Origin of the sequence: Fictibacillus sp. 23RED33, from assembly GCF_015903925.1 — a bacterium.
GTDB lineage: Bacteria > Bacillota > Bacilli > Bacillales > Fictibacillaceae > Fictibacillus > Fictibacillus phosphorivorans.
The window spans coordinates 594767-614251 of the sequence record NZ_JACZDX010000002.1; the positions used below are offsets into that span (position 1 = coordinate 594767).

Annotated in this window: 21 protein-coding genes; 15 read left to right on the forward strand and 6 right to left on the reverse strand. The window is 37.1% G+C overall.

The window, feature by feature from the left end:
* Nucleotides 1–222 precede the first annotated feature (222 nt).
* Both IHV09_RS11265 and IHV09_RS11270 read left to right on the forward strand, forming a co-directional pair.
* Nucleotides 223–612 carry an ArsR/SmtB family transcription factor gene (locus IHV09_RS11265; protein ID WP_197129690.1) on the forward strand — a complete coding sequence of 130 codons (390 nt, stop codon included), beginning with the start codon at nt 223–225 and terminating at the stop codon, nt 610–612.
* The gene (locus IHV09_RS11270; protein ID WP_312035281.1) at nt 584–2710 is read left to right on the forward strand and encodes a heavy metal translocating P-type ATPase; all 2127 of its coding nucleotides are present in this window, start codon (nt 584–586) and stop codon (nt 2708–2710) included. Before IHV09_RS11265 ends, IHV09_RS11270 begins: the two co-directional genes overlap by 29 nt.
* A gap of 58 nt (nt 2711–2768) precedes the next feature.
* Here the strand turns inward: IHV09_RS11270 and IHV09_RS11275 are convergent, their stop codons facing one another.
* The 4 genes from IHV09_RS11275 to IHV09_RS11290 form a co-directional block, all read right to left on the reverse strand.
* Nucleotides 2769–3107: a helix-turn-helix domain-containing protein gene (locus IHV09_RS11275; protein ID WP_197129693.1), complete on the reverse strand. Its 339-nt coding sequence runs from the start codon at nt 3105–3107 to the stop codon at nt 2769–2771.
* Between the two features lie 146 nt (nt 3108–3253).
* Complete coding sequence (locus tag IHV09_RS11280; RefSeq protein ID WP_197129696.1) at nt 3254–3427, reverse strand: twin-arginine translocase TatA/TatE family subunit; 174 nt, start codon at nt 3425–3427, stop codon at nt 3254–3256.
* Nucleotides 3428–3439: 12 nt separating this feature from the next.
* Nucleotides 3440–4609, reverse strand: a complete 1170-nt coding sequence (locus IHV09_RS11285; protein ID WP_197129699.1) for a ZIP family metal transporter — start codon at nt 4607–4609, stop codon at nt 3440–3442.
* A 14-nt stretch (nt 4610–4623) separates the two neighbouring features.
* Entirely contained in the window at nt 4624–5655 is a 1032-nt protein-coding gene (locus IHV09_RS11290) for a multicopper oxidase domain-containing protein (protein ID WP_370568612.1), read from the reverse strand.
* Between the two features lie 327 nt (nt 5656–5982).
* Between IHV09_RS11290 and IHV09_RS11295 the strand changes: the two genes are divergently transcribed.
* The 5 genes from IHV09_RS11295 to IHV09_RS11315 all read left to right on the forward strand — a co-directional run bounded on the left by IHV09_RS11295 (nt 5983) and on the right by IHV09_RS11315 (nt 10166).
* Nucleotides 5983–6573 (forward strand): hypothetical protein, encoded by a 591-nt coding sequence (locus tag IHV09_RS11295; protein ID WP_197221981.1) that lies wholly within the window; start codon nt 5983–5985, stop codon nt 6571–6573.
* Between the two features lie 164 nt (nt 6574–6737).
* Entirely contained in the window at nt 6738–6980 is a 243-nt protein-coding gene (locus IHV09_RS11300) for a FeoA family protein (protein WP_197129705.1), read from the forward strand.
* A gap of 1 nt (nt 6981) precedes the next feature.
* The gene (locus IHV09_RS11305; protein WP_197129709.1) at nt 6982–7671 is read left to right on the forward strand and encodes a FeoB small GTPase domain-containing protein; all 690 of its coding nucleotides are present in this window, start codon (nt 6982–6984) and stop codon (nt 7669–7671) included.
* A gap of 2 nt (nt 7672–7673) precedes the next feature.
* A complete protein-coding gene (locus tag IHV09_RS11310; protein ID WP_197129711.1) occupies nt 7674–9071 on the forward strand; it encodes a ferrous iron transporter B in 1398 nt (465 codons plus the stop codon).
* A gap of 186 nt (nt 9072–9257) precedes the next feature.
* Nucleotides 9258–10166, forward strand: coding sequence for a cation diffusion facilitator family transporter (locus IHV09_RS11315; protein ID WP_197129714.1), 909 nt, complete (start codon nt 9258–9260; stop codon nt 10164–10166).
* A gap of 27 nt (nt 10167–10193) precedes the next feature.
* Here the strand turns inward: IHV09_RS11315 and IHV09_RS11320 are convergent, their stop codons facing one another.
* Entirely contained in the window at nt 10194–10520 is a 327-nt protein-coding gene (locus IHV09_RS11320) for an ArsR/SmtB family transcription factor (RefSeq protein ID WP_197129725.1), read from the reverse strand.
* An 84-nt stretch (nt 10521–10604) separates the two neighbouring features.
* Here IHV09_RS11320 and IHV09_RS11325 point away from each other — a divergent pair, with 84 nt between their 5' ends.
* Together IHV09_RS11325 and IHV09_RS11330 are read left to right on the forward strand one after the other, a co-directional pair.
* Nucleotides 10605–11450, forward strand: a complete 846-nt coding sequence (locus IHV09_RS11325; protein ID WP_197129728.1) for a cytochrome c oxidase assembly protein — start codon at nt 10605–10607, stop codon at nt 11448–11450.
* Nucleotides 11451–11480: 30 nt separating this feature from the next.
* Nucleotides 11481–12524, forward strand: a complete 1044-nt coding sequence (locus tag IHV09_RS11330; protein ID WP_197129731.1) for a flavin-containing monooxygenase — start codon at nt 11481–11483, stop codon at nt 12522–12524.
* A gap of 34 nt (nt 12525–12558) precedes the next feature.
* Here IHV09_RS11330 and IHV09_RS11335 read toward each other — a convergent pair whose 3' ends face one another.
* The gene (locus tag IHV09_RS11335; RefSeq protein ID WP_197129734.1) at nt 12559–12753 is read right to left on the reverse strand and encodes a hypothetical protein; all 195 of its coding nucleotides are present in this window, start codon (nt 12751–12753) and stop codon (nt 12559–12561) included.
* 432 nt (nt 12754–13185) lie between these two features.
* On the opposite strand from IHV09_RS11335, the gene IHV09_RS11340 reads away from it, so the two are divergent.
* From IHV09_RS11340 to IHV09_RS11365, 6 genes are all read left to right on the forward strand, one after another.
* The gene (locus IHV09_RS11340; protein ID WP_197129736.1) at nt 13186–13890 is read left to right on the forward strand and encodes a response regulator transcription factor; all 705 of its coding nucleotides are present in this window, start codon (nt 13186–13188) and stop codon (nt 13888–13890) included.
* Complete coding sequence (locus tag IHV09_RS11345) at nt 13890–15290, forward strand: sensor histidine kinase (RefSeq protein ID WP_197129739.1); 1401 nt, start codon at nt 13890–13892, stop codon at nt 15288–15290. The genes IHV09_RS11340 and IHV09_RS11345 overlap by 1 nt, the downstream gene beginning before the upstream one ends.
* Before the next feature lie 182 nt (nt 15291–15472).
* Nucleotides 15473–16672 carry a murein hydrolase activator EnvC family protein gene (locus IHV09_RS11350; RefSeq protein ID WP_197129742.1) on the forward strand — a complete coding sequence of 400 codons (1200 nt, stop codon included), beginning with the start codon at nt 15473–15475 and terminating at the stop codon, nt 16670–16672.
* Between the two features lie 141 nt (nt 16673–16813).
* Nucleotides 16814–17521, forward strand: coding sequence for a cytochrome c biogenesis CcdA family protein (locus IHV09_RS11355; protein ID WP_197129745.1), 708 nt, complete (start codon nt 16814–16816; stop codon nt 17519–17521).
* A 48-nt stretch (nt 17522–17569) separates the two neighbouring features.
* Nucleotides 17570–18751, forward strand: a complete 1182-nt coding sequence (ccsB, locus tag IHV09_RS11360; protein ID WP_197129748.1) for a c-type cytochrome biogenesis protein CcsB — start codon at nt 17570–17572, stop codon at nt 18749–18751.
* Nucleotides 18752–18798: 47 nt separating this feature from the next.
* The gene (locus IHV09_RS11365) at nt 18799–19485 is read left to right on the forward strand and encodes a DsbA family protein (RefSeq protein ID WP_197129751.1); all 687 of its coding nucleotides are present in this window, start codon (nt 18799–18801) and stop codon (nt 19483–19485) included.

The window sequence follows — 19485 nt, forward strand, 5'->3', positions numbered from 1 at the left end:
CCTTAACCATACTTATTACAAACAACAAAATGAAAATGTTTATGGTGAATTATATCTGAACTACTCAAACAAAAGATGGTGCAACCACGACAAACTACATCAAATTGAGATTAAAGGGTTTCAAAATGCTGGAGTTACTCTTGAATGTTGACACGTCCTCTTCAATTTACATATAATACATTCAAATGGATGTTTGAATGTTTGGGATGAGGTGGATAAAAGTTGAAAAGTCAAGACGTATGCGAAGTAACTTGTTTTGACGAGAAAAAAGTTGTTCGAGTTAAAGATGAAATCAATAAAAGAAATTCGCTAAACGTAGCAAGTATTTTCAAAGCTCTCTCAGATGAAACAAGACTTAAAATAGCTTATGCACTTACACTTGAAAAGGAGCTATGTGTTTGTGATGTTGCTAACATCGTAGGAAGTACAACTGCAACAGCATCCCATCATCTAAGACATCTTAGGAGTATGGGCTTAATGAAATACCGAAAAGAAGGAAAACTGGTTTTTTATTCTTTAGATGATGAGCATGTAGTACAACTGATTAAAATTACTTTTACACACCAGGAGGAGGTGGAACATCGTGGAAGAAGCTTTAACGAAGCAAGGTAACAAAACTGTATACCGTGTGTCTGGATTCACTTGAGCGGGCTGTGCGAAAAAGTTCGAAACGAACGTAAAACACCTGGATGGTGTTTCAGATGCAAGTGTTAATTTTGGAGCATTAAAACTGACTGTATATGGAGAAACCACTATTAAATCAATCGAAAAAGCAGGAGCATTTGAGAATATCAAAGTTGTTCCAGAGAACGAGGAGTTTGAAAAAAATAATGAAGCAATTTATAAACGGCATGCTTCCCTAATCGCTTCTAGCATTTTTCTGATCATGGGTTGGCTTGCAGCTGAGATGTATGGGGAGAAATCGATCACTTCCATAATTCCCTATGTCCTATCAATTGTAATCGGTGGCTATCGACTGTTTATCACAGGATTTAAGAATCTTCTCCATCTTGACTTTGATATGAGGACTCTGATGACAATCGCGATTATCGGTGCTTCATTTATTGGTGAATGGGGAGAAGGGGCGATGGTTGTCATCCTATTCGCTATCTCAGAAGCCTTAGAATCCTATTCGATGGATAAAGCAAGACAATCGATCCGATCCTTGATGGATATAGCACCTAAAGAAGCGCTGATCAAGCGTGGTAACCAAGAACAAATGGTAAAGGTTGATGACATTGAGGTAGGGGATGTCATGATCGTAAAACCAGGACAAAAAATTGCCATGGATGGACGTGTAATAAAGGGAATCTCTTCTGTCAATCAAGCGGCAATTACAGGAGAATCCATTCCAGTTACAAAAGAAAAGGATGATGAAGTCTTTGCAGGCACACTAAACGAGGAAGGGTTGTTAGAGGTTGAGGTCACCAAACATGTCGATGACACGACAATCTCAAAAATTATTCATCTGGTTGAAGAAGCTCAAGCAGAAAGAGCACCTTCTCAGGCTTTCGTGGATCGGTTTGCAAAATACTATACACCAGCAATCATCCTTGTTGCCTTTCTTGTCGCTGTTCTCCCTCCCCTATTTGATGGTGACTGGCAGAAGTGGATCTACCAGGGATTAGCTGTTCTCGTAGTTGGTTGCCCTTGTGCGTTAGTCATATCGACACCAGTTTCTATCGTAACGGCAATCGGAAACGCTGCTCGGAACGGTGTATTAATAAAAGGCGGTATCCATTTAGAGGAACTTGGGGCGATTAAAGCAATAGCATTTGATAAAACGGGTACGTTAACGAAGGGGATACCTGTTGTAACAGATCTTAAAATTGAAAGTGACACTAAAGAGATATTCTCTCTAGTAGCCGCCCTAGAAAGAGCGTCTCAACATCCCCTAGCATCGGCAATTGTAAAGAAAGCGGATGATTTAGATTGCTCTTACCAACAGATTGATATTGAAAACTTTCAATCTATAACGGGTAAGGGTATCCAAGGAACCATTAACGGTATAACATACTTCGCTGGAAGTCCAACTTGGAGCAAAGAGCGCATCTTATCAGGAATAGAATCATTCACTGCTCAAATCAGTGAATTGCAAAACCAAGGGAAAACTGTAATATTATTTGGAAACGAAAATGAAATCTTAGCACTAATCGCCGTTGCAGATGAAATAAGAGAATCCAGTCTTGGAGTCATAAAACAGTTGCATTCTCAAGGAATCCAAAAAACAATCATGTTGACCGGGGATAATAAAGGTACTGCAGAAGCTATCGGGAAACTAGTAGGTGTTACAGATATTCAGTCTGAACTACTACCACATGAGAAACTTGGAACTATTAAAGAACTTCGTAAATCCTATGAAAAAGTAGCGATGGTAGGAGATGGTGTGAACGATGCTCCCGCCCTTGCAGCAGCAAATGTGGGGATAGCAATGGGTGGAGCAGGGACCGACACGGCATTAGAAACTGCGGATATTGCTCTTATGGCAGACGATTTAAGAAAACTTCCATTCGCCATGAAACTCTCCCAAAAAACATTAACGATTATTAAACAAAACATCACATTTTCACTTGGCATCAAGCTGTTAGCGTTGCTTTTAGTCGTTCCAGGCTGGCTTACTCTCTGGATTGCGATTTTTGCAGATATGGGTGCGACCCTAATCGTGACATTAAATAGTTTGAGACTTTTAAGTATAAAAGACAAGAATTAAATTACAAAACGCTTGGAGTAGGTTTTCCAAGCGTTTTTTTACTATTTATATTGAGCCATTATTCGTTGTCCAGCTGCAATTGAATGTTTTGCTCTAGATTGGTTAAAATGGATTCAACTAGATGGGGTTGCTGTTTGTAAATGGAATGTAATTGTTGGTTTGCCCGTAACAATCGTAAAGAAATGTTATCGTGCCTCCATTCGTTTGGAATATTTGGAAACAGATTAAGTTCATCATGTAATAATTGAAGATTAGTAAGTTTAATAGTAGTCGTCTTACCATTTTCAAGTTTACTTAAATACGATTTAGAAACCCCTAACTTATATGCAAGTTCCATTAAAGTCACATTACTTTGATTTCTATAAACCCTCATTCTCTGGCCAAAATCCCGAAACATTATTAGATCCTCCGTTTCTTTAGGGAATTTATTTAATCCTTTATAAGTTTAGCCTTTTAGGTGATTGTAAAATTATACTATATTTGTAATAAAAGACTGCTAAATTCTTAGCAGCCTCTAATGTTTTGATTATTTTTTTAGTGGTATTAATCTTTATTGTTTTGCGTTTTTCTTTCATCCTCATCCATAAGTTCATTGGTAGATTTTTTAAACTCTCTCAGTGTCGCTCCTACTGCTTTACCTAGTTCGGGTAGTTTTTTCGGCCCGAAGACGATGAGAGCAGCAGCTCCTACTAATACCAAACTTCCTGGTCCTAACATCGCTATCCCTCCTTAATATTTTACGAAAAACGCCGTAAAGTACATGATGAGCATCCCAACTGAGAATGCAGCTAGGTTTAACCAAGAGACAGATGGTTCTCTGAACTTTTTATGGTCTTCGATGAGCAACTTAGTGATAACAAAGATAACTTGCAGGATCGCACCTGCTCCAATTCCTAAGAATAATGCTCCCCAGATCGGAGAGAAGACAAAGCCTCCGAACCAAGTGCCCAAGATGGCGGGTGCCCCTGCGATCAATCCTAGGAGTACGAAGTCCCTAAACCGTGGTTTGGTCTTTAACAATGGTGCAGCGATCCCGATGCCTTCTGTGATGTTATGCAATGTGAACCCGATGATTAAAAAGGTTCCGAGTGCGGCTTCACCTAAGGCGAAAGAAGAGCCGATGGCAAGACCTTCACCGAAGTTATGAAGTCCTATCCCTGTTGCCATGAGTAAAGCTAAAGCATAAGGAGAATACCCTTTAGATTCCTGTTTCTTATGCTGATACTGGTCAAAGCCGATCAGAAGGAGGAAGGTAAGAGCAGCTCCGATGATGACCACCATGTTTCCTTGGAAGACAGATGGTGCTTCAGCTCCAATCTCGAATCCATCTGCTAATGTTCCGACGAAAAGGAACAGCAATAAACCAACCGTTAATGCTAATATTGCATTGATCCATTTACGTTTAAAACGCTTCATGAACGGATACCACAACAAGCCTAGTGTGATGGGGACGATCCCGACATAAAATCCGATAAAGCCATATTTCAAAAAGTTTTCCAAAGTCGGCTTGGGTGTTAACGTTGCAGCTGGAATCTCACCTTCCGTGATGATGCCGTTCTCCGTAATCAGTTTTATAGCATGAGGATCACCTTCGACCCAAGGATAATTGATCATGACGGTACCTTCGTCAAATCGCTTTAGTGTCTGACTAGGAGAGACCGTAAAATCCCATACCGAATCATCCACCATTACCTGTGAAATCTTTAGGGTTTCTGGTCCTGTGTTGCTCACATCCACTTCGAATCCAGAAACCGTTACTTGTATTCTTTCGATGTTTAAGACTTCAATCGGTGCGGCTGGATCTTGTTCAACACCAGCCCCGTTTTTTAACACCCAAGCTAATACGCCAACTAATAAAATCAACGGAATAAGTCCTGCAATCCACCATTTTGCTTTCATCTTCACCCCTCCTTTTACTCGACCTCAAAGAATCCCATCCAACCTAGTTCAGCGAATTCACTGACATGAGCATGGAACATATATTTTCCTTTGTATGGGAAACGGACTTCAACAATCCCGCGTTCACCTTGACATTGCATGATCGTATCAGTGAACTGGGAAGGGTTGTCGTCTCTTCCAGTCGGATAATACGTAAAGTAATTGGCATGAAGATGAAACGAGTTCAACAAATCAAATTCCGTTAGATTGCTCAAATAAATACGGACAAGCTCATCCTTTTTTATCTTTATCGGATGATTCATAAACGCGAACGCATAACCGTTCACGGTGTAAAATTCGTTCTCTCCGTCTAAATCCAAGTCAAAACCGTTCATCACCATGTTCAGTTCTATTGCAGGTTTTCTCGGTTTCTTAGGATCGATGATAAAGTTTCCATAAAGTCCTTTATGAATATGTCGTGCCAAAGGGAGTACATGGCAATGATAGATCTGTAATCCATAAGGCTTCGCTTCAAATTCATACGTGAAAGATTGACCTGGATAGATCGGATCTAACCCATCCATCTCGGGAGGATGGATGCCATGGAAATGAATCGAGTGCGGGTGACTGCCTTTGTTAACAAAGTTGAAACGCAGCATGTCACCTTCTGTACAACGGAATGTTGGTCCAGGGATGGTTCCGTTGTACGTCCAGCCTGGAAACTTGATTCCCTTAGCGATCTCGATCTCTTTATCAACCGCAACGACTTCGTACGTTCTTAGTGTTTGCCCATTCGGCAGGGTGCTGACTTTTCCATAATCAAATTCAGTAAGCAATCTCTCAGCCATCTTATAGCCGTTTGTTTTGGATTTATCCGACATGTTCGCGTGATTAGCATGACTATTCTTTTTCTTGTGATTGTTGTGAGATGAGGCGTTAACCGTTCCTGTAAATGGAGCAACCTTGTTCAAAAAATAACTTCCTGCAAGTCCAATGGCTCCGACAGATCCCATTTTCAAAATATCACGACGAGAGACTTGTTCCTTTTCTTCCAGTTCCTTATCCATACTTGACCTCCTCTTAAAAAGTTTCCCTTATGCAACTTTTATGATTAATAACTACACTTTATGCCTAATACAAGTATCCTGTCAATTGTTTTTTTTTTGTAAGGTTATTTATTGTACATCCTATTTATAAAATTCTTATTTGGAATGAACAAAAAGCCAATAGAATATGGTGAAAGTGGGTGGGACAAAAAAAGAGGAGACAACGAGATGAATTCAATCATTATTGGGTTAGGGGTTTTTGTTTTTGTGTTTTTAGGCACGTTCCTTGGTGGTGGTAGTCTCCAACTTCTAAAAGATGTGGTATTCAAAAGGAGGAAATTAGTCTTATTGTTTTCAGGAGGAATCATCCTAAGTTTATTACTAAATGAAATCATCCCAGAAGCCATTGAATTATTTGAGACAAAGGGAATTATTCTTGGATTTATAGCTGGTGCACTTTTAATGAAAATTACTGATCAATTTTTCCATAAGGGGAACAAAAAATCCTTTATGTTCTTAGTAGTTGCTTTAATCCTCCATAACCTTCCCACTGGCGTAGGTGTAGGGTTGTTAATAAACGAGAGTTCAAACTCCATATTTTCTTCACCATTTTTACTTGCCATGTTTTTTCATCACATACCGGAAGGACTAGCACTTATGTCATCTGCTTTATATGGAAATGTTTCTTTCTATCTCTTTACATTAACTTGTTTGATTCTTGCGTTTTTCTTCGGTATTAGCGCATTAATTGGCAATGCGTTTTTATATCTTCAAAATATAAAAGTAAATACGCTTTTAATGGGTACATCGATAGGAACACTTAGTTTTGTAACCCTCCATGAGTTTTTAAGGAAAAGTAAAGATGTTACGATTTTTGAATGGCTTTTATACACTAGCTTTGGTTTTTTAATTCCATACTCGTTGCTTTTTATTCACTAAAACCACAAATGCTGAACTCTCCGGCTGCCATAAAAGGCAGTCCTTTTTATGGATAATTTTGGATTTGGTGATTTAATAGCAATCAATTGACAAAGTATGAATACATTCTTATTATGATACTAAAAGTTGCCTATGGGAAACAATTGGGACAGGGGGAAACACGGATGGACGAAGCTAAAGTAATAAAATTATACGATGCCAAGATCGGAAGCTTCATCCGGATCACTTCAATTGATTTAGAAGGTGTGATGAGAAGACGTTTACTGGATCTAGGTTTTGTTCGAGGGGCAGTTGTTGAAGTGATAAGAAGAAGTCCTTTAGGGGATCCGATGGCATTCCGTGTAAGCCAAACTACCATTGCTTTACGAAAAGAAGAAAGCCAGAGGATAGAAGGGGAGTTGGTCTAACATGAAAAACTCTTATACTGTTGCGTTAGCAGGCAACCCAAACACAGGAAAAAGCACGCTGTTCAATGCGTTAACAGGTTTAAAACAACATACCGGTAATTGGGCTGGTAAGACTGTTTCACTCGCAGAAGGTAAAGTTGAACATAAAGGCAAAACGGTAAGAATAATTGATCTGCCAGGTACGTATTCCTTATTCTCAAATTCAACCGATGAAGAAGTCGCAAGGAATTATATCGTTTTTGAAAAGCCAGATGTAACACTGGTCGTTTTAGATGCTACATCATTAGAGCGCAACTTTAATTTAGCCTTACAAGTTTTAGAGATGACAACGAATGTGATCATTTGTATCAATTTAATTGATGAAGCAGATAAACAAGGCATATCTATAAATGAAAAAGCGTTAACAAGGAAACTCGGTGTACCTGTTATAAAAATATCTGCGAGAAATAAAACAGGTTTTACCCTTTTATTAGATACGATTGATAGAATCCATACGGGAAAGATCGTGTGTACTCCTGAAATTATTTTTTATGATGAAGAGATCGAAAGAAAGATTCGCCAGATCGAACCGCTCGTACGGGAGTATCTTGAAGATAGTATTTCGTCAAGATGGGTAGCTTTACGCTTGCTTGACGGAGATGATTCATTATTTCAGCAGATGGAAAAACGCTTATTGGTCAAGGGGGGATAATCATGCAAAATGGATTCCAACAGAAAACTTCAGTAAGTTTGGGAAACTTATATGCGTATGCTCAAGAAATCTCTGATGATCATATGCGGGATAAGATCGTTCAAAATCTGTATAAAAAGAGTCAACAATTATGCGAATCTAGTGTCATTCATAAAAATAAGAAGAATGATAAAAGAACAGAAAAACTAGATGCCATCTTTACTTCCCCGATATTTGGATTCCCGATTATGATTATAATGCTTGGAATCGTGTTTTATCTAACTATCGCAGGGGCTAACATACCGTCATCGATGCTTGCTACTTTCTTTGGCTGGCTAGAAAATCATCTAACTGCCTTTTTTATGTATATGAATTCTCCTGATTGGCTTCATGGTATATTGGTACTTGGGTTATACCGGGGGACTACATGGGTGATAAGTGTAATGCTTCCTCCTATGGCTATTTTCTTTCCTACTTTTGCCTTGCTTGAAAACTATGGTTATCTACCACGTGTTGCCTTCAATATGGATCGAATTTTCAAGAGTGTAGGGGCACATGGAAAACAGTCTTTAACAATGGCGATGGGGTTCGGTTGTAATGCTGCAGCGATGTTATCGTCTCGAATCATTGAATCTCCAAGAGAAAGGATGCTTGCCATCCTTACGAACAACTTCGTTCCTTGCAACGGTCGTTGGGGTACCCTGATTGTTCTTGCATCACTTTTTATGGCAGCAGGATATACAGGTGGTCTTAAATCACTCGTGACGACTTCTGTTATCGTTGGAATTGTAATGGTTGGTGTAATTGTAACCTTTATTGTTTCTTGGGTTCTTTCCAAAACAGCTCTAAAAGGAGTGCCTACGCATTATACTCTAGAATTGCCGCCATATAGAAGACCGAAATTCTTTGACACAGTCATAAGATCATCATTGACAAAATCTTTATCAGTTCTTAGCCGTGCAATTAAAGTTGCTGCGCCAGCTGCAATTTTAACATGGGTCATTGCTAACATTTATGTTGGGGATACAAGTATCTTGATGTATATCGTAAACTTCTTAGATCCTTTCGGTAAGATGCTAGGGTTAGACGGCTTCATACTCATGGCTTTTCTGATTGGATTGCCCGCCAACGAGATCGTTTTGCCAATCTTATTAATGGGCTATCTTTCCACCGGGTCATTAACAGAAGTCGATAACCTGGTAGATTTGAAGCAAATCTTTGTAGAGCACGGATGGACGTGGCTTACTGCATTGAATATGATGCTATTTTCATTGTTGCATTTTCCATGCGGGACAACACTCGTGAACATATACAAAGAAACCAAGAGTAAAAAATGGACGTTTTTAGCTTTTCTGATACCAACTGTTATTGCAATTACGGTTACATTCACCATTGCTCAAACAGTTTATTTTCTTCGTTAATTCAAAAGCCCTTTATTGGGCTTTTTTTAATGTGAAAAAATGATCGATAGACACAAAGGATTAAGTTTATTTACAATTGTTTATTCTAATTATGTATTAACTTTTTCTCTTTGTATGATTGCACGCTGAGCGGATATTGTGCATAATATACATGAGCACATATTCATATTTAAGAAGGTGGAAATTATGGGACACTCTCACGATCATGGACATCACCATCATGGAAGTAATAACAAAAACGCATTAAAATGGTCATTTTTTCTAATTGCGAGCTTTATGATTGTTGAGGTCATTGGTGGCCTTTGGACTAACAGTTTGGCTCTCCTTTCCGATGCAGGGCATATGTTGAGTGATGCTGCGGCACTTGGACTTAGCTTTTTAGCTCTTACGATGGGGCAACGAAAAGCCACCCATTCAAAGACGTTTGGATACAAACGTTTTGAGATTCTAGCGGCGTTTTTAAACGGTATTACCTTAATCTTAATCTCACTTTATATCTTCTGGGAAGCTTATCACCGTATAGTAGATCCTCCAGAAGTGGTGAGCTCAGGAATGTTAATCATCTCTTTCATTGGATTGCTTGTAAACATAGCAGCTGCCTATATTTTGATGAAAGGCGATAAAGACGAGAACTTAAATGTGCGTAGTGCATTTTTACATGTGCTTGGCGACATGTTAGGATCAGTCGGAGCAATCGTTGCAGCATTACTCATCATGTTCTTGGGATGGAGTATCGCTGACCCGATTGCGAGTATCATTGTTGCGGTATTAATCATCATAAGTGGCTGGAGAGTAACAAAAGATTCCTTCCATATCTTAATGGAAGGAACACCATTAAATTTAGACGTAGAAAAAGTAAAAGAAGTTATACTATCACTTCCCGAGGTGAAGGGAGTTAACGACCTCCACGTATGGTCGATCACATCTGATTTTCCTGCACTCAGCTGCCATGTAGTAAAAGAAACATCAGCTGATTACAAGGAAGTTTTGAATCAAGTGAAAAAAGTGTTGCACGATGAATTCCATATTCATCATACGACGATTGAAGTGGATGAAGAAAGAGAAGGGCATCAGCACCAAGGGCATTGCAATTAAAAAACGAACCCTTTTCAGGGCTCGTTTTTACGTATGTTTTGCATGGTCAATGCTTTGTTTTAACAAGTCAATGACATGTTCATCATCTGTAGTATAATAAATTGTTGTGCCTTCTCTTCTTGATTTCACTAATCTAACATTTTTCAAAAATCGTAATTGGTGGGAAACTGTAGATTGTAAAAGAGAGAGTTTGTCGGCAATCTCATTTACAGACTGCTCACCATGTAGTAACAAATTTAAGATGCGTAACCTTGTTGGATCGGATAATGCTTTAAAACATTGACCGACCATAAAAAGTGTTTCTTCATCTAAATCAATAAACAGCTTTTTATTATGTTGTTCCTGTTCTCCCATGTGCAACCCCTTCTTTATTAATACATGAATCTATTATAAGAGAATCTTTCCTAATGAACAACGATTTAGACCAAGGAGGTACTTGTGAATAACGTTTTAACAACTTATCCATTCTTTGAGCTTTGGAAGATTGACATTTTACTTTTAATTGTTTTTCTAGGCTTTATATTTTCTTTAGTAACTAAGAGAGTTTTAATTTTAAATCCACATTTGGATGGTGTAAGCATTAAGAAGAGGGCACTTTTTTGTAGTGGGTTGATTCTTTGGGCTATTGCAGAGGGCAGTCCGTTAAGTCTGATCGGACATCATTATCTCTTCAGTGTACATATGGTACAGATGACAATTACCTATCTGATGGTACCACCATTATTAATTGCAGGGCTCCCGGAATGGGTGTTTACCTATCTCTTTCAGGTATCATCCATCAAGAAAATGGTCCACTTTGCAACAAGACCCTTGTTAGCGATACTAGTATTCAATTCCTTGTTTTCGATTTATCATTTTCCAAATGTTTTTGACACGCTGATGGCTAACCCTTGGGCGATGGATTTTTATCATATTGTTTTATTTATTACATCAATTATGATGTGGTTTCCTATAATATCAAATGTTCAAACCGGAAAAGAATTATCAAGCCTTCAAAAGACAGGATACATCTTTGCCATGGGCGTACTGCTCACACCAGCATGTGCGTTAATCATTTTTGCAAAAGACATATTGTATCAGATGTATCAACACAGATCGTCGATCACTTACCTCTCCTATACACCTCTGTATGATCAGCAACTTGGAGGAGTAATCATGAAAATCGGACAAGAGATTATATATGGAACGGTATTGTTGAGGATCTTTATCGGTTGGTTCAAAAAAGATAAGTTATATAGCATTGATGAATTACCAGCTGAGGATTATCGGGTCCCAAAGGGATAGCCATTTCTGTTCTAATTGGGGGGAATAAGCATGAATTATGATGTGATTGTGATTGGCGCTGGTCAAGCAGGATTAGCGATGGGCTATTACTTAAAGAAGGCAAAACATTCATTTTTAATAATCGGTAAAGAAGAGAATGTTGGGGATGTTTGGAGAAAGCGTTATGATTCTCTCGTTCTGTTCACGCCGCGGTCATATAGTACACTTCCAGGATGCTATTTTGAAGGGGATCAAGACGTTTATCCGACAAAATATGAAGTAGCAGACTACCTTGCGTCATATGCTGAAAAATTTTCATTACCCCTTCAATTAAACACTAACGTTTATAGTTTGCATAAAGAGGATAACCGATTTGTAGTTAAAACGAACCAAGGCGATTTTCTTTCAGATAATGTAGTTGTGGCTACGGGGCCGTTTCAGGTCCCATTTATACCTGAGTTTTCACATCAGTTCTCCAATGAGGTTTTTCAAGTACATTCTTCAGGTTATCGATCTCCAGAACAGCTCAAAAGTGGATCAGTGTTGATCGTTGGTGGTGGGAATTCTGGTGCTCAGATCGCCGTTGAGTTGTCCAAGACCAAAGAAGTGTACTTGTCTGTAGGACATAAAATGAAGTTCTTTCCGCAAGTAATCGGAAATAAGAGCATCTTTTGGTGGTTTCAAAAGTTAGGACTTCTACAATCACACGTAAATACCACAATAGGGCGATTTTTGAGCCGTCAGCCTGATCCAATTTTTGGTCTTGAACTGAAAAAAGCGATAATAGAAAAGAAGGTAATTTTAAAATCACGATCTGTTAGTGTAGAAAATGACAAGATCATGTTTGAAGATGTGAGCAGGGTAATGGTTGATAATGTTGTTTGGGCGACAGGTTTTAAATCCGATTTTAGCTGGATACAAATTGAGGGTTTATTCGATTACGATAGAAAACCTATTCATCAAAGAGGCGTTACTAAAGTTAAAGGGCTATACTTTTTAGGTTTGCCCTGGCAGTATCGAAGAGGATCAGGGCTGCTCTATGGAGTCGGAAATGATGCAGAGTATCTAATGAATCATATGAACAGCTTACAATAAAAACAGTGCATACAGCGCACTGTTTTTTTATAATCTAACTTGATTTTTTCTTTTCCTCCATGAGCCACTTAGAGGCTAAGACTTCTTGCTCAAATCGATTTGCATGCTCCTCTTGCTTCTTGGACACTTTCTTTATGAAAACGACAAAGATAAATGAGAATACAATTCCTATAACTATCAAAAGTGTAGGTCCTACAAACTCCATCGTCTCTTTTGAAATATTAAACAATATGATCACTCCCTTCATGGTATTTATGTGCATATGTTCATATAATAGCATTAAAAATATTATTATACTATCGAGGTAAGTTATTTTTAAGTAGCCATAGTATATCTTATTATGTTGATCATTAATTTAGGGCTGGATAAAATGAAAACCCACATTCTATTAAAGACAATGTATTTAATCACAATATTCTAAATTGAACTGTCACGTTATTGTTCCAATGCAAATATTTAAATTTACTAGAATTCATATAGAATGAATATATGAATATATGCACATGTATATTGAAAAATTGAGTTTAATGTACTGGAGGTGGGCGATATGAAACTTACTAATTTACAACTTTTTCTTTTCCTGACGGCCTTTGGATTTGTTACTGCAAGTGCGTATTGGATCTTAGCGATTTTGAAATCATATTAATTGAGGTGAAAAAGAATGTACAAGAAAACCATATTGATCATTGATGACGATTGGGACATGAGAAACTTATTGCGTATCTATCTTCGTGATTATTATCACCTTCTTGAATTAGATAATGGGCAGCGCGCTCTAGATGTATTGACAAGAAATAAAGTAGATCTTGTTATATTGGATATTATGATGCCAGAAATAGACGGATGGGAAATCTGTATGAGAATACGTGAGAAAAGTACAACACCTGTCCTAATGCTTACTGCTTTATCCGATGTACAGGATAAGATTATGGGCTTGAATATTGGGGCGGATGATTATATAACAAAGCCATTTGAACCTGATGAGTTGTTGGCTAGAGTTCAGGCATTGCTGCGAAGAGTGTCTTACTTAAATACAATGGAAAAGAAAGAAAATGAAATAATAATTGAGGATTTAACGATTAATATTAGAGCTCGAGAAGTATTCGCAAACGAGAAGAGTGTCAACTTTACGCCAAAAGAGACAGAGTTGCTCATATTTTTAGCTAATAATCCTAGACAGGTTATGACGAGAGAAGTTCTCTTAAACAAAATTTGGGGTGAATATTACTCATATGATGGCAGGGTCGTAGACACACATGTTAAAAATATTAGAGTAAAGCTAAGAGAAAAGGGACTTTCTTTTGATCCAATAAAAACGGTTTGGGGCGTAGGTTACAAATTCTCTCAACCAGGAGAACAAGTGTAATGAAGAATAGTATCATCTTTAAGATAAGTGGAAGTTTTATTTTACTTTTCTTAGTTGTGCTATTCCCTACAGGTATTGTAATCTACCAAGGATTTTCGGGTTTTTATTATAATGAAGTAAGACAAAATATAAATAAACTATCTGAGCAGTATGCCCATTCAATCAACAACACAAATGATAAAGAGTTTATTAGTATGTTTGAATCTCTGTCCAGACTAACAAGGACTGATATATTCATCACAGATTCTAAGGGGAATATAATTGCTAGTACTGGCGTGGAGGGCTTGGAAGAAGGCAAAAAGATTTCAACAAAAAACAACAATTTGTTATCTAGAGGGCAGACAATAAATAAAGAATATGAAGAACCTATTTCGAAGGCTCATCATCTAATGGCAGGAAAACCAATAAAGAATAACCACACTTTTAAAGGCAGTGTTTTTGTACTTTCATCGATTGAAGAGATTCATGAATCGATAAAAAAGGTTCGCCTATTACTTACACTTGTAGGAATCGGTGCTTTCTTTCTTATGCTTGGCTTCACTTATTTTCTTTCACGAAAACTGGCTGCTCCATTATTACAAATGGAAAAAGCAACGAAAGAAATCGCGAAAGGTAATCTCGGTGTACCGGTTGAATATTCTTCCAATGATGAAGTGGGTCAACTCGGGAAGGCAATAAATTTATTGAAAGTGGAACTAAAACAGTACCGTGATTCGAGGCAAGATTTTTTAGCTTCCATTTCGCATGAATTACGTACACCTATCACCTATATTGAAGGGTATTCAAAGGCACTTAAAAATAAACTTTATAAAGATGATAATGAAAAAGTTTTATACTTAGATACCATTAATCGGGCTTCTTTGCAATTAAAAGGCTTGATTAACGACCTCTTTGATTTATCAAAAATGGATATCGACCAATTTCAGCTAACAAAACAACAAATTGATATTATTGAACTTGCCGAATCTATCCTTGTTAAAGTAAAACTGCGGGCAGGAGATAAAGATATAGGAATTGAGTTTATTAAAAATACAGAAGAAGCTTATCTTTACGCAGATGCCTTGCGAATCGAGCAAATATTATTAAATCTCTTAGAAAATGCCATTCGTTATACAGATCACGGAAGTGTTATATTGGAAATAAACAAATCAAAAAAATTTATTGGAATTCGTGTCAAAGATACTGGAAAAGGAATTCCAGAAAAAGAACTTCCTTTTATTTTTGACCGTTTTTATCGAGTGGAGCGATCAAGATCAAGGCAACACGGTGGCTCTGGATTAGGCTTATCTATCGTAAAAAAGTTAGTTGAACTTCACGATGGAACAATAGAAGTTAAAAGTGATCCAGGTAAGGGATCAGAATTTATAGTAAGTATCCCTATTAATCAAAAAGTACACTAAACACAAAAAAATTAGAATTGGAGAGAGGTATATGTATCCTCTCTTTTTTTTGTAATAAAAATGAAAAATAAAAGGGTGCATTTCTTCACAGTTTCCACACATTTTTCAATTATAGTGAGTGTGTCCTAGAAACTCGAATAAACAATTATAGTGTCAGATTTTGGTGTCAGGAGGCTCGGAATTTGAAGAAAGAACTAGTTTTAATGACTGCATTCTTTACCTTGCAGTTAGGTATTGCAAATGAATTAACAACTGTAAACGCAACAACCTTGGATGAGATAAAGGAAAAAAAAGAGGAGAATGATAAAAAACGGCAAGGGAAATTAGCAGAAAAGAATGAAATAGTCACTAAAAAAGAAACCATTTCTTCTGAGATTAAACGACTCGATTTATCGATCATGGATAAAACGCGAGAATTAGAATCGAAGAAGGAAGAAATCGAAGAGATAACCAAAAATATAGAAACTTTAAAGAAAGAGATTGCTATTATAGAAAAACGAATTGAAAAGAGAGACAAACTTCTAAAAGAAAGAGTGTCTGCCATGTATGAGGATGGAGGTGCAACCAGCTATTTAGAAGTTGTATTGGGTTCAAAAAGCTTTGGCGATTTCTTAGATCGAGTCATAGCTTTAAATACGATTGCTGACCAAGACCGATCTATCATCGAAGAACATAAAGCAGATCTAAATGTATTGGACATTAAAAAGGCTAAAATCGAAAATCAGCTATTAACACTGGAAGAAACCAAAGTTGAACTTGAAAAGCTAATGAAAGTTCTTGACGATCAGCGGAATAAAAAAAATATAATATTATCAGATTTGAAGAATAAAGAAGGTGAGATTAACTCCTATATCTTAGATCTTGAGGAGAAAAATAAACTTCTAGACGACCAAGAAAAAGCGAAGAAAGCAGAAATCGCTCGTGCAAAACGAGAATCTGCAATGAGCCAAAACAACAATTCTCAGCCAAAATCAAATAGTGGGAGCGGTTCATTTTTATTTCCAACTGAAGGTATAATTACTTCAAAGACTGGTCCTAGATGGGGAAAAGAGCATGCGGGTCTTGATATTGCTAAAGCAGGAACCGTACCAGTTGTTGCTGCAGCTAATGGGACAGTGCTGCGTTCTTATTATTCATCGAGCTATGGTAATGTAGTATATCTAACACATTATATCAATGGTCAGTTGTATACTACTGTCTATGCTCACATGAAAAGCCGCCTTGTAGATTCAGGAGAAACGGTAACAAAAGGGCAACAGCTTGGTTATCAAGGCAATACGGGCAGATCAACAGGTCAACATCTCCATTTTGAGCTTCATCAAGGGGAATGGAATTCAAGTAAATCAAATGCAATTGATGCTTTACCATTACTAAGCAGATAACAAAAAGAATAATCCATTTCCATTCCCAATACCTCCCTCTTTGGTATTGTTTATATAAAATTTGAACCTGCAGGTAATAAACACCCGAATCTCAACGGGTGTTTTTACCTGTTAATATAGGATAAGTATAGGGTGACTTTTATGAATGATATAAATCTGATTTTTTCGTTTACTGCTGGACTCTTATCGTTTCTTTCGCCTTGTTCCTTGCCGCTTTACCCAGCCTTTGTGTCTTATATAACTGGTGTATCTTTACAGGACTTGAAAGAATCAAACAGGATATCAAAGCATGCGGTTCTTCATACCTTGTTCTTTCTTGCTGGATTCTCAATTATCTTCCTTGTATTAGGATTATCCTCTTCGTTATTCAGCCAACTGTTTATGCAATATAAAGATCTTTTTCGTCAAGTTGGAGCCGTGGTCATCGTATTTTTCGGGCTACTTGTAACCGGGAACTTAAGTATTAAGTTTTTAATGAAGGATAAAAGAGTTCGTTTTACTAAACGTCCTTCAGGATATTTTGGGTCTGTCCTGATTGGATTAGGTTTTGCGGCTGGGTGGACGCCATGTACAGGGCCGATACTCGCTGCTGTCATGGCTCTAGGAATTACGAATCCTGGGTCGGGGTTAATTTACATGTCTTTTTATATCTTAGGATTTGCTATTCCTTTTTTTGCACTCACTTTCTTTGTTGAAAAAATTCAATGGTTCAAAGTGCACAGCGGTATTTTTATGAATATTGGCGGTTATCTAATGATTATAATGGGAATCTTTTTGTATTTTGATTGGATGACTAAAATCATTTCGTTTCTTACAAATAATATATTCGGGGGATTTACTGGCTTTTAAAATTGGAATTTTAATTCCTATGAATTTGCAAAGATGGGGGAGAAAATTTTGGCAGAAGTAAGCGGTATCTTATTATATTGTGCATTTTTTGTCTATTTAATTGCAATAATTCCTTTTTCGATGGCTATGCCAAGTGAAAAAAAGAAACAACAATCTAATAAATGGGGGCAAATCGGATATTTTGTTTCTATTTTAGGATTTTTATTCCAAGCTGGATATTTTGTAACTCGATGGTTTGCGAGTGGTCATGCACCTGTCAGCAACCTTTTTGAATTCATCACTTTCTTTGGTATGATGCTCGTTTTTGCATTTTTAATCATCTATCGAATATATAAAACAAATATTTTAGCCATATTCACAATGCCGATTGCACTATTGATCATCGCATATGCAAGTATGTTTCCTAAAGAAATTTCACCATTAATACCAGCGCTTCAAAGTGACTGGTTAAAAATCCATGTCACTACAGCAGCTCTTGGTGAGGGACTTTTGTCTATTAGTTTTGTTGCTGGACTTATATATTTAATACGTAATGTGGATCAATCAAAATTCAATAAAATGACATTTTGGTTAGAGTTTATCCTTTATTCATTGCTATCTGTTGTTGGATTTATTTTAATCAGTTTTTCGTTTAATCTTATGGATTATAGTACTACATTTATTTGGAATGATAAAAATGAACGTATGATTACTGTCACATACGAACTTCCAGCTATTGTAAGTCCAGATGATTCAGAAGTCAACAGTAATAATCCGAGCTCACTTTTTGAAACCCCTTCTTGGATGGATGGGAAAAACGCAGCAAAAAATTTAAATAGTTTATTGTGGTCGTTTGTTGCCGGCTCTTTATTGTACATTTTGATAACGATGCTCTGCCGTAAACGAATAGCTGCATATATTCAACCAAAGTTAAAGCATATAGACCCTGAGTTATTGGATGAAATATCGTACAGAGGCGTTGCAATTGGATTTCCTGTCTTTACATTAGGTGCACTTGTATTTGCTATGATATGGGCACAAGAAGCATGGAGCAGGTTTTGGGGATGGGACCCTAAGGAAGTATGGGCTTTAATCACATTTTTATTTTATGCAGCCTATTTACACTTGCGTCTATCAAGAGGCTGGCATGGGGAAAAATCTGCATGGCTAAGTGTTGTTGGCTTTTTAATCATCATGTTCAATTTAATAGCAGTAAATTTAGTAATCGCAGGATTACATTCATATGCATAAGGAATTTGATACAATAGACATAATTAAAAAATCATAGAGGTGTTTATATGAAACAAAAAAGTAACCCCTTTAAGAAGATTGTATTAGGTACGCTTGTTCTATTCGGCATAATATTAGGTCTCTTTCTAATTTCCAATGCTAATCAAGATAGTGATTTGAACACACAATCCAGCTACAAATCCTCTCCATCCATTAAAGGACAGCCGACTATAGGTGATGCTAAAGCGGACGTGCAAGTTGTTGAGTTTGGAGATTACAAATGTCCGGCTTGTAAAGCATGGAGTGCTCAGATCTTCCCTAAATTACAAAAAGATTTTATTGATACTGGTAAAGTTAAATTCTCGTTTATCAATGTATTATTTCATGGAGAAGAGTCCGAATTAGCTTCCATCGCTGGCGAATCGGTATTTGCACAAGATGAAGAAGCCTTCTGGATTTTTAACAAAAAGATGTTTGAAGAACAACCAGCAGAAAACCATGATGGGGCATGGATTACAACAGACAAGATCTTAGAGGTTTTAAGTAAAAACACGCCTGAAATAGATAGAGAGAAAGTTAAACAAGATATGGAGAGTAAAGCCACTTTAGAAGAAGTAAGTAAAGATATTGAACTGGTAAAAGAATACAAAGTAGAACAAACTCCAAGTATTATGGTTAATGGAACAATGCTTACTGATCCTTTTAACTATGAAGAGCTAACCAAATTAATCGAACAAGAATTAGAAGGAAAATAA